This is a genomic window from Streptomyces niveus (assembly GCF_001723055.1).
Lineage (GTDB): Bacteria > Actinomycetota > Actinomycetes > Streptomycetales > Streptomycetaceae > Streptomyces > Streptomyces niveus.
Window position 1 is genome coordinate 1 of record NZ_MDCR01000383.1, and the last position, 10864, is coordinate 10864.

Annotated in this window: 9 protein-coding genes; 3 read left to right on the forward strand and 6 right to left on the reverse strand. The window is 67.1% G+C overall.

Annotated elements, in window-relative coordinates; genetic code table 11:
• The first annotated feature begins 759 nt into the window (after positions 1-759).
• The 3 genes from BHU15_RS33790 (at position 760) to BHU15_RS33800 (ending at position 2843) form a co-directional block, all read left to right on the forward strand.
• Positions 760-2061 (forward strand): S8 family serine peptidase, encoded by a 1302-nt coding sequence (locus BHU15_RS33790; RefSeq protein WP_069630611.1) that lies wholly within the window; start codon positions 760-762, stop codon positions 2059-2061.
• A 71-nt stretch (positions 2062-2132) separates the two neighbouring features.
• Entirely contained in the window at positions 2133-2495 is a 363-nt protein-coding gene (locus BHU15_RS33795) for a WXG100 family type VII secretion target (protein WP_023538281.1), read from the forward strand.
• A 48-nt stretch (positions 2496-2543) separates the two neighbouring features.
• Positions 2544-2843, forward strand: a complete 300-nt coding sequence (locus BHU15_RS33800) for a WXG100 family type VII secretion target (protein WP_247748888.1) — start codon at positions 2544-2546, stop codon at positions 2841-2843.
• Positions 2844-3066: 223 nt separating this feature from the next.
• Here BHU15_RS33800 and BHU15_RS33805 read toward each other — a convergent pair whose 3' ends face one another.
• The 6 genes from BHU15_RS33805 to eccCb all read right to left on the reverse strand — a co-directional run.
• The gene (locus tag BHU15_RS33805; RefSeq protein ID WP_141726940.1) at positions 3067-3639 is read right to left on the reverse strand and encodes a hypothetical protein; all 573 of its coding nucleotides are present in this window, start codon (positions 3637-3639) and stop codon (positions 3067-3069) included.
• A 32-nt stretch (positions 3640-3671) separates the two neighbouring features.
• Complete coding sequence (locus BHU15_RS33810; RefSeq protein ID WP_069630613.1) at positions 3672-5948, reverse strand: DUF6571 family protein; 2277 nt, start codon at positions 5946-5948, stop codon at positions 3672-3674.
• Between the two features lie 22 nt (positions 5949-5970).
• Positions 5971-6468 carry a hypothetical protein gene (locus BHU15_RS33815; RefSeq protein WP_069630614.1) on the reverse strand — a complete coding sequence of 166 codons (498 nt, stop codon included), beginning with the start codon at positions 6466-6468 and terminating at the stop codon, positions 5971-5973.
• Between the two features lie 334 nt (positions 6469-6802).
• Complete coding sequence (locus BHU15_RS33820) at positions 6803-7291, reverse strand: hypothetical protein (protein WP_069630615.1); 489 nt, start codon at positions 7289-7291, stop codon at positions 6803-6805.
• 173 nt (positions 7292-7464) lie between these two features.
• On the reverse strand, positions 7465-7695 hold the full coding sequence (locus tag BHU15_RS33825) for a hypothetical protein (protein ID WP_069630616.1): 231 nt from the start codon (positions 7693-7695) through the stop codon (positions 7465-7467).
• Positions 7692-10864: type VII secretion protein EccCb (eccCb, locus tag BHU15_RS33830; RefSeq protein WP_069630617.1), on the reverse strand; the 3173-nt coding region annotated here is incomplete at its 5' end. The genes eccCb and BHU15_RS33825, both read right to left, overlap by 4 nt.

The following is a 10864-nucleotide window of genomic DNA, read 5'->3' on the forward strand; positions in this document are numbered from 1 at the left end:
GGGTGGGCCGACCCCCACCTCAAGAACGGGTACAGGCGGCGGCCGTCAGGGGCCGCCCGTAGGGCGACCGCCGCTCATGGGCGGAGGCGGAACGAACTCAGGAACGGGGGCGAACAGGTCCCCGGTCGGACGGCCGACGGGCATGGGTCCCGGTGCGGGACGCACCGGTGGGCCGGGAGCCACTCGGAGCCCGGTGGTTGGAAGGCCAACCAGTGGGACGCCTGTGACCGGGCGTTCCGGTTCGGGCACGTCCTCCGGATCTCGTACGGGCGGCCGTAACAACGGCATCGTAGGAGGGACGCCACAGCGTTCCTCCGGCAATGGCAAGGGCAACTCCGGATCACGCATTCCCCGAGGCAATGTCATCGGCGGGCAGGGGCAAGGTACGGCGCCGGGCCGATCCAACTCGGCGGCGCGTCCCAGCCAGTCCGGTGTCGTGGGAAATCGCGCCGCGCAGGGCGCCACGCGGCCCACGGGGCGGGGCACGCCCAGTTCCAACGGCGTTGTGGGCGCTCCACGAAGTGGTGGCACGCCTCCTAGGGGCGGTACGCCGCCCCGCGGCGCCGGCGGTTTCACGCCCGGCGGTTCGGGACTTACCGGTAGCCGACGCGGCCGGGATTCCGACGATGAGCAGCAGGAGCGTCCCGAACAGCGTCGCCCGGAGAACAGGGCGGACGACGAAGAAACGCGGACGGTGCGGCGCCGTGATGCCGTACCGCCAGTCATCGACTAGGCACAGCGGAAGGTTCGGAAGTCGGGATGACGGCAGGAATGAGCCATGTCCGGAAGCGATCCGGGTTCTATGCGTGGCGGCGCAGGCTGGCAGGCGCGGTGGCCCTGGTCGGCGCATTGTCCATGGGCACGGCCGGTGCCGCTCCGGCAGCGATTGCCGCAGACGGCCCGCCGAACCAGTGGTACTTGGACGCTATGCGTGCCGAGGAGATCTGGAAGTCCACGACTGGTGAGGGCATCAACGTCGCTGTCATCGACACAGGGGTCGCGTCGACACCTTCGTTGAAAGGCCAGGTCCTGAAGGGGCTTGACGCGACAGATGCGGATGGAGAGACGACGGACGACTACACCGGGCATGGAACAACCATGGCTGAGTTGATCGCCGGAACAGGGCAGGGAGGCGGCCTGCGCGGGTTGGCCCCCGGAGTCAAGATCATTCCCATGCGGGTAGCGACCGAGGACTTCAAGGGAAAGTCTCATGCGTGGGATAGATCGGTCGCCATCAAGGCGGCTGCCGACAGCGACGCACAGATCATCAGCATGTCGATCGGTGGTGAGTTTCTTGACGCCCGGGAGAAGGAAGCGGTCGAGTACAGCCAGAAGAAAGGGAAACTGTTCTTCGCCCCAGTCGGCAACAGCGCCAAGAAGGGCAACAAACCTGAGTATCCGGCCAACTATTCCGAGGTGGTTGGCGTCGCCGCCTCCGACCGGGACGGCCAGGTAGCCGAAACCTCCCAGCACGGCGATTTCGTCGACATCGCGGCCCCTGGCCTCGATACGCCGTTCTGGTGCGACGAGACTTTTGCCAGGTACTGCGTGGGTAACGGCGGAACCAGTACAGCCACCGCACTCGCCTCTGCCTCCGCTGCGCTCATCTGGTCCGCCAACCCCGACTGGACCGCGAACCAGGTCCTCCGCGTCATGTTCGAGTCCGCAGGTCGTGGCGACGACTGGAAGCCCGGCACCGTCAGCAACTACCTCGGCCACGGGATCGTCCGCCCCAACGCGGCGATCAACCGCGGGATCGGCAAGCCGGGCGATCCGGATGTCAGCCCGCTCACCAACGAGCGTACGACGAGCGCCGGTTCGGCCGATGCGGGAGCGCCCTCGAAGGAGGGATCGGGGAAGGATGACGCCTCCTCCCCGCCCAAGTCCGGCGCGGAGGGCGACGGCAAGGACACGGGCAAGGACACAGACGCCGTCGCGGCAGGCAGTGCCAAAGACAGTGGCGACGACAGCCAGTTGGGGCTCATCCTCGGTGGAGTGGCGGTCGTCGCCGTACTCGCCGGGGGCGCGTTCGCCGTCGTACGCAAACGCCGTACCGCGTGACCGGGCAGCGCACAGACCACTCACCGAAGCACCCGAGCAGTAACGAGCACATACGAAAAGGAGACTGACATATGGCAGTCCAGAAGGTCGGCGATCAGGCTCTCAAGGACGTCCAGGACCAGATCACGGTCCAGTTCGAGGACGTCAAGGGACAGCTGAAGAACCTCCAGGGCGTCATCGACAGCCTGGAAGGTGCCTGGAAGGGCATCGGCGCCAGCGCCTTCGATGTGAAGCAGGCCGAGATCAACTCCGGCATGGTCCGCATCGCCAAGATGCTGCTCAACTTCCAGGAAGCGATCCAGGTTACCCGTACGACCGCGGGCAACACCGAAGACGAGATCTACGCGGCCCTCAACGGTGTCGACGTGACCGCCGGCTTCTCCGGTGACGCCGCCGCGACGGCGAAGGCGACGTCGAACATCAACGGCTACTGACAGACCCGCACGTACCGCACACCGCACTGACAGGAAACAGGAGGACTCGTGGCTCAGCAGAACAACGGCGACATGGTCGTGACTTACGGCTCGCTGGAGCAGGCCGCCGGGGTCATCGAGAAGCAGGCCGCACGGCTCGACGAGAGCCTTGAAGCCATTCAGACGAAGATCCGAGGCGTCTCCAACACCTTCGAGGGTGAGGCCAAGACCGCGGCGGACGCGGCGCACAAGAAGTGGGACCAGGAGACGCGCCTGATCCACACCGCGCTCAAGGACATCGCCCGCAAGGTCCGCGAGGCGGGCCCGACCTACCAGGCGGGCGACAGGAAGTCTGCCGGCTACTTCTAGGAACGTCTTAGAACTTCCTGGAAGCAACCGGCAGTTGCGGCGACGGGGGGCACGCGCGGGAGGTGCCCCCCTTTGCCGTGCCTACGACCGTGGTGGCGCGGCAGGGAGATGCTCAGCCCACTTCACTTCGGCGCCGTCCGGCCCGCTCGTGCGTCCGGCGACGCCCATCAGCCTCAGGGGCGGCGCTCTCTCCCCGCCGCCCCTGCATTGGCTCCTGAACGCGTCAGAGATCGACTTCGCATTCGCCCGCCGCTGGAGCGCCGGCGGTGTACGCCTCGATCATCTTCAGCACATCAGCGGCGTCCGCGGAGTCGTCGCCCACCCGTACCGTCGTGTACAGGTCACCGTCGACGTCCTTGTCGATCGTGGACGAGTCCTCGCAGCGGATCAGCCCGGCTCCGCCCTTGCCTGAGTAGCTGTACCGCTTGTCTGTCGTCACCTTGTCGCCGGGGTCCGCGCCGATCGTCTTCTCGGCGACCTCCGCGACGGGCGTATCCGCCTCGTACCACTCGACTGACGTCGACAAGGCGACCTTGTCGTCCACCGACACGTAGCAGCGCTTGACGCCACTGGCCGTCTTCGACCGCTCGGAGATCTTCGCGCCGTTCGGCAGCAAGGGATCGAGCACCTCCGCCGGTACGTCGACGCCGCACAGCGCCTTGGGGACCTCGTACTCCTGCGCCCCCTCCTCCGAGCAGCCGGCGGCCAGCAGGACGAACGAGAGCGCCCCCAGAGTCACCGCGAGCCGACGGCGCGTGGCGTAGGGAGGGGGGTTCTTACGGTCACGAATTCTCATGCGCCCTTCTGTCTCTGTCCTCGGTGTGCCCATCAGGTGGGAATCTCGGTCTCAAGGTCGTCCGCCATCCGGCGCGCGGACGTGGAGGCGTCGTTGAAACCATCGGTCGTGCCGATACGGGTCCACTCCTGGATCCGCTCCGCGTCCGGCGAGTTGTGCGCCTTGGCGGCCTCCTCGCCCGCGACCCTGGCCATGTCGGTCTGGGCGTCCTTGCTGGCTTCCCAGCGCAGTCCGACGTCGTGGCCGAGGCCGGCCAGGTTCTCAGGATCGGTGTCCTTGAAGAACTGTTCGAGTACGACTCCCGTCACCGTCCCCGCCGCGCCACCCACCGCCGCGCCCACGACGGGGCTGGCGATGAACGACGTACCGACACCGACGCCCAGGCCGACGAGACCCGAGATGGTGTTCTTCTTCTGGTTCGTCGCGTGCTCGAACTCGTCGTCGGCCGTCTTGGCGTCGCCCAGAACCGCTTCGTTACGGCCGATGGCGAGCGTTCCCTCGATCTCTCCCGACCTGCGGGCGATCTCCTTGATCGTCTCTTCGGTGGAGTGCGGATAGCGGCTGTCGGCGGGGAGGTCCGGGTCGAGGTGGTAGTCCATCAGGCCCGCCATGTACGCCTTCTGGCCCACCTCGATCGCGGCGTAGCCTTCCGGGTTCTGGCCCACCGTCGCCAGGAAGCGCGTCACGTCGGTGTGCTGCATGTCCGCCGCCGTACCGGCGATCGGGAAGAGCTTCGGCACGCTCTCGTTCTCGGAGCCGCCGTCGGCGGTGGCGCGGTTGATGTCCGGCAGGTACTCGGAAGCGATCTGGCCGACGCTGTCCGACATGTAGGAGTGGTCCTTGAGCCGGTCCGGATCGTCCGAGATCGAGGCGACCATGCTCTCCATGAGCTTCGCCTGCTCGGGATTGTGCGGCGGGGTGTCGATCGTCGGCAGTTCGCCCGCGGGGTGGCCGGTCGTGCCCGCTTCCAGGGCCATCGCCAGATTGTTCCGGCCCGAGATGCTGTTGTCGCCGTTCTCGTCACGCTCCGGCGGCCAGTCCCGCTCTTCGAAGAGATAGTCGAAGTTGGAAAGGGATGCCTTGACCTCTTTGCCGTCTTCGTTCTTCTCCTTGAAGTCGTGGTCCTCGTCCTTCGACAGGAAGGGATCGTTGAAGAACTCCGTCGCGGCGTCAGGGCTGTTCGACAGCGCCTTCAGGTAGCCGATCATGGGGTCCGAACCGGAGTCCTCACCGGTGCGGTTGAGATTCGGGTCCATGCCCATGTGGGTCCAGACCGTGGCCCCGTGACGGCCGTTGCTGGTGGCCGCCTTCTCGGTCTCCATGAGCTCGGAGCCGTAGCTCTTGAGGAACTGGTCGTCGAAGTTGCCCCAGCGCATCAGGTTGCTCATCACCTGGAAGCCCATGGTGGTGCTGTTCTTGTGTACGGGCTGGCTGCCGAGCTCCGTCATCTCGTACGTCCACCGGCGCATCTCAGGCGTGTCCGCCTGAGTCGCGGTGGCGAGTGTGAGGCTGAGGTTCTTCTGCAGATCGCCGAGCTGTTCGCGCCGCTCCGAGTACACTTCCCGGTTTGTGGCGGGATCGGTGATCGCATCCCAGAATTCGAGCGTCCCCTTCGGGCCCAACTGCTCGGCGAAGCGCTCGGAGAAGAGTTCGTCGCCCGAGTACTTCTTCAGACCGGCGTTGAGTGTGTCGAACTCCTTGACCGTGAGGTCTTCCGGGTTCTTCTTCGCGATACGGGCGAGATTCTCCGCTTCCTTGATCGCGGCGGCGGCCGAATCACGGTCCGCGTACTTCTGACCCGAGAAGCCGTAGTCGGTGAGGTCGACCAGCGCCTTGAGCGACGTGGACGCGGTGTTGTCCACCTCCGTCGCCGTGTTGAGAATCCCCTGGAGCTCGTCGCGCAGCGCGTCGACGTCCGTCTGGCCGTTCGCGGGCTTCGGGTCGGGATTCGGGGTGACGGTGAATCCACTGCCGGCGGGCTTCACGGACATGTGGTTGTTCCGCCCCCGCTCGATGGCTTCCTTGAGCAGGCGCTGCTGGGTCTTCAGCTCACCCTGGGTGTCGCGGATGATGTTGCGGATGGATTCGGCCTGGGTGTGCGCGTCGTTGAACTCCTCGGCCGTCTTGCCGATGAACTCACGCGACACCGTGGCGTTGTAGCCGGCCCAGTTGGCCTTGTTGGCCTTGCCCCTGAGCCCGTCCTTGGCGTCCTTCTTCAGGTCGGCGAGCTTCACGAGCATCTTGGTCCAGGCGTCGACCGTGTCGTCGAGCGTCTTGAAATTGGCGGAGTGAAGGGCTTCGAAATCCATGAGTCTGTTCCTCTTGTCCTTCTCAGTCCTTCTCGTCCTTCTTGGGCTCGCCGTAGACGTCGTTCTTCTCGCCCGGCGGTGCCCACGCCTCGTCGAAGCCCGCATCAAGAGTGGAGATGCTGCTCACATGGCGCTCGATGAAGATTTCGTCGCCCTCGTGTGCTTTCTTTGTGAAGTCCATGTGGTTCGAAATGAGCGCGCACGCGTCCATGACCGAACCGAGCTGCCGGTCCCAGCGCAGCGAGACATGGCTCAACGCCCCGCCCAGGGCGAATCCCTGAGTTTTGAGATCCGTCGCGGCCGTGTCGGTTTCGGTGACCCTGGCCTCTTCCCACAGCCGGTTGTACAGCTTGAACGCCTCGTCGCCGATCGCCGCCAAGTCCTTCTGATCGACAGCGAGATCACCCGTGGGACTGCCCGCGTTGGGCCTGTCCTCTTCCGGGATCCCGTTGAGCTGCATCTGCGCCTGCCCATTTCCCGCGGCCGACGCCTTCAGCTGGTCCCACTCGTCCCATGCCATCTGGGATTCCTTCCCCCGTGCTCACTGATTGATCTCGTCATTCCAGATCAACCTATTGATGCGGAATGACGAACGCAAGTGTCGGCCACCACGCCCGAGTTGAGCAGGGGAGTGCACCCGAGGTTCGCCCCCGTGACGCCGACCGGACCGTCTCCTCCGGCTGTCACTGTAAGGAACAGCGTCGATACGATCAGTGCGATCCCCGCGACGTGCTCGCCGACCCGCCAGGTGGGCGGCGAGAAGGGCGGCAAGAAGTCCGTCGGCTGACGCCGGGAACGGCTGGCGAAGGAAACGGCCAGCGAAAACGCGTACCGACCCGAACGGGATCACCGCACTAATCGGTTCGGAGCCGGGGAAGCTCATCGGGGAAGTCCCGAGCCTCCTTACATTTGCCGACTTCGTATGCATGCTTGGTGAGTTGATAGGCGAAGTCCATCAGCACCTGGCGAAGGGCGAGGTCTTGCACGCGGCTTTCTCCGATGGTTCTCACGTCAGACACCAGCGAGTGAGTTCTTTCCACTTTGTACTCGGCTTGCCGCAGGGGAGTGCAGGGAATGTAAACCGACGCGAGGTTGTCCAAGGCGATGACTTTCACTTCGCCCGCCGATACAGAGACGGGATCCCCGTCCACTCTGCTCGAGTAAGATTCACGCCATCCTTCCTCGGTGGCAAAGCCGGACTGCGCCTCGCCGGAGATGATGGATTCGCCGGTGCTCACGTAACACCAGAAGGTGAATTGATTGTTGACCGAGTCGGTGATCTTTCCGCGCTCGTCGGCTGTACGCGCGTCGGGCAGAGCGTCGGCGACGATGCTTCGATTCACCGCACCCGCAGGGTTTCGCAGGCAGCCGATCGATTCGCTTGGTAAAGATCTGTTGATACCCGTCGGACCGGCCCGGAGCCTGATCGAGCCGCATGCCGCGGAGTCATCCGCAGCATGCGGCTCAATTGGTCCCCGACGCCAAGGCCCTTTCCCCGCCTTACTCCGTCCCCGGCCTACTCCATCCCCGCCAGCCGGAACATCCCGACCGCCTGCCACCCCAGGAACAGCGCCAGCACGATCAGGGCGATCTTCCGTCCCCGGATCAGCCCGTCCGACGGCTCGTGTGCCGCCGGGTTGTCGAAGCGGTGGGCCTGGAAGCGCCACCAGACCTTGCGCTGGTCGATGAACGCCAGGCCCAGGAACAGCACCGCGAAGAAGGCGACGAAGACCCCGGCCCCCGTCACCGCTCGTCCGTCGAGGGCATCAGGCCGGTCTGCACCAGCGGGTTGCCGCGCTGGCGGGAGATGAAGGTGCCTCGGCCGGGCGGCATCGGGCGTGCCCGTACGCCGCCGAGGATGTCGCCCTCCTGCGGGTCGCCCGAGAGCAGCACGCCCTGCGCGCCGAGCTCCATCATCCGCTGCATGAACGGCTCGTACGAGGCCCTGCTCGCCCCCGCCGCGCTGCGCGCGATGATGAAGCGGACACCCACGTCACGCGCGAACGGCAGCTGCTCCGTGAGCTTGCTGAGCGGGTTGCCGCTGGAGGTGGACACCAGGTCGTAGTCGTCGACGACCACGAACACCGTCGGCCCCCGCCACCAACTGCGCTCGCGCAACTGCTGCGCCGTGACGTCGGCCGCGGGCGTACGGCGCTGCATCAGGTCCGACAGCGCGTCCACGTGGTGGTCCATGTTGTTGGACATCGGCACGTACTCCGCCAGGTGCGTCGCCGGCGTCACGTCCAGCAGCGCGCGCCGGTTGTCGATGACGAAGAACTTCGCCGAGTTCCCGTCGTACCGCTCCGACAGCTGCTTGATCAGCAGCCGCAGCAGGTTCGACTTGCCGGACTCGCTCTCGCCGAACACCAGGAAGAACGGGTCGCGTTCGAAGTTGACGAAGACCGGCTCCAGCAGGTTCTCGTCGATCGCGAAGGCCACACCGCGCTTCGGCAGCTCGCCCCCCGCCGGCAGCGTCGCCGCCTCCAGCTCGCGCGGCAGCAGCCGTACGGCCGGGGCGCCCGGCCCCGTCCAATGGCGGCCGACCTCCTGCGTCATGGCGGCCGTCGCCTCCGACAGGTCGCTGTCGGAGTTGATGGAGTCGATCCGCGGCACCGCCGCCATGAAGTGCAGCTTCTCCGGCGTCAGACCACGGCCGGGCACCCCGGTGGGCACGTTGACGGCCGCCTTGCGGTCCAGGTCGGAGTCCATCGTGTCGCCGAGGCGCAGCTCCAGCCGGTTCATCAGGTGGTCCTTGAGGTTGGCGCGCACCTCCATCGAGCGCGACGCCGTCAGGACCACGTGGATGCCGTAACCGAGTCCGCGCGCCGCGATGTCGAGGACGGCGGGCTCCAACGCCTCATAGTCGGTGCGGAAGTTGCCCCAGCCGTCGATGATCAGGAAGACGTCGCCCCAGGGCTGGTCCGTGAGCGAGATCTCGCCCCGTTCCCGCATCCTGCGGAAGGTGTTGATGGAGTCGATGCCCGCCGTACGGAAGTACTCCTCGCGGCGCGCCAGGATGCCGTACACCTCGGCCGTCGTCCGCCGTACCTTCTCCGGGTCGAGCCGCGACGCCACCCCGCCGACGTGCGGCAGTCCGGCGACCGACGACATGCCGCCGCCGCCGAAGTCGAGCCCGTAGAACTGCACTTCCTGCGGCGTGTGCGTCAGCGCGAACCCCGCGATGAGCGTGCGCAGCAGCGTCGACTTGCCGGACTGCGGACCGCCCACGATCTGCATGTGCCCCGCCGCACCGGAGAAGTCCCGGTACAGGGTGTCGCGGCGCTGCTCGTACGGCTTGTCGACCACACCCAGCGGCACGATCAGGCGCCCGGCGCCCTCGAAGCCCGGCTGCGTCAGCCCGCGCCCGTCCACGTTCGACAGCCCCGGCAGCAGCTCGTCCAGCGACGGCGGGTTGTCCAGCGGCGGCAGCCACACCCGGTGCGCCTCGGCGCCGCGCCCTTCGAGCCGGCGCACGATCACGTCGAGCACCGTGTCGGCCAGCGCGTCGTCCTCGGACGTGGTGCGCGCGTCCGGTACGGCGGGCCTGGTGGCGGGCTGTACGTAGTGCACCGGCACCGGCGCCGCGGTGAACGGCACGGGCCTGCGGTCGACCGGCAGCGGCCCCCCGGTGCCCGCGACGGCCTGCGCGTTCGCGCGGTACACCCCGGAGACGTACGCGGCCTTGAACCGCACCATCTCGTCGGTGCCGTACTTCAGATACCCGGAACCGGGCACGTTCGGCAGCTGGTACGCGTCCGGCACACCCAGCGCCGCACGCGACTCCGCGGCCGAGAAGGTACGCAGACCCACGCGGTACGAGAGGTACGTCTCCAGACCGCGCAGCCGGCCCTCCTCCAACCGCTGGGACGCGAGCAGAAGATGGACGCCCAGCGACCGCCCGATGCGCCCGATCTGGACGAACATCTCGATGAAGTCCGGCATCGCTGTCAGGAGTTCACTGAATTCGTCGATGACCAGCACCAGCGACGGAATGGGCTGCAACGGCGATCCCGCGGCGCGCGCCTTCTCGTAGTCGTGGATGTTCGCGTAGTTGCCCGCGTCGCGCAGCATCTCCTGTCGGCGGTTGAGCTCGCCGCGGATCGAGTCGCCCATGCGGTCGACCAGCGTGAGGTCGTCCGCGAGGTTGGTGATCACCGCCGCGACGTGCGGCATCTGCGACATGCCCGCGAAGGTGGCGCCGCCCTTGAAGTCCGCGAGGACGAAGTTCAGCGTCTCCGAGGAGTGCGTGACGGCGAGGCCCAGCACGAGCGTACGCAGCAGTTCGGACTTGCCGGATCCGGTGGCCCCGACGCACAGCCCGTGCGGCCCCATGCCCTCCTGCGCGGCCTCCTTCAGGTCCAGCATGACGGGCGCCCCGTCCTCGCCGACACCGATCGGCACACGGAGCCGCTCCGCCTGCGAACGGGGCCGCCAGGTACGGGTGACGTCGACCGACGCCGCGTCCCCGAGGTTCAGCAGATCCGTGAAGTCCAGGTTGGCGAGCAGCGGTTCGTCGTCGTCGTCCCCGCCCGTCGCGGCCCGCAGCGGCGCGAGCTGACGGGCCAGCGCCTCGGCGGCCTCCAGGCTCAGCCGGTCGGGCTCCCCGTCGTACACCATGCCGTGCCCCGACTCCAGTCGCAGCGAGTCCGGGTGCACCACCACGGACAGGCCGCCGCGCGCCCCGGTGACCTCGCCCGGCACGACCTCGACGACCGTCACGCCCTGCAGCCCCTCGGGCGACGCCAGCGTCGACACGGGGGGCAGCGACATGCCGTCCAGGACGACGACGATGTGCGGCTGGTCCAGCAGCGGATGCCCGCCCGGCTGGAAGCGCGGACGGCCCTCCAGCCGCGCCGCCAGCATCTCCTCCAACTCCCTTACGTCGGAGGTGATGAGCCGGCGGCTGCCCGCCCCGT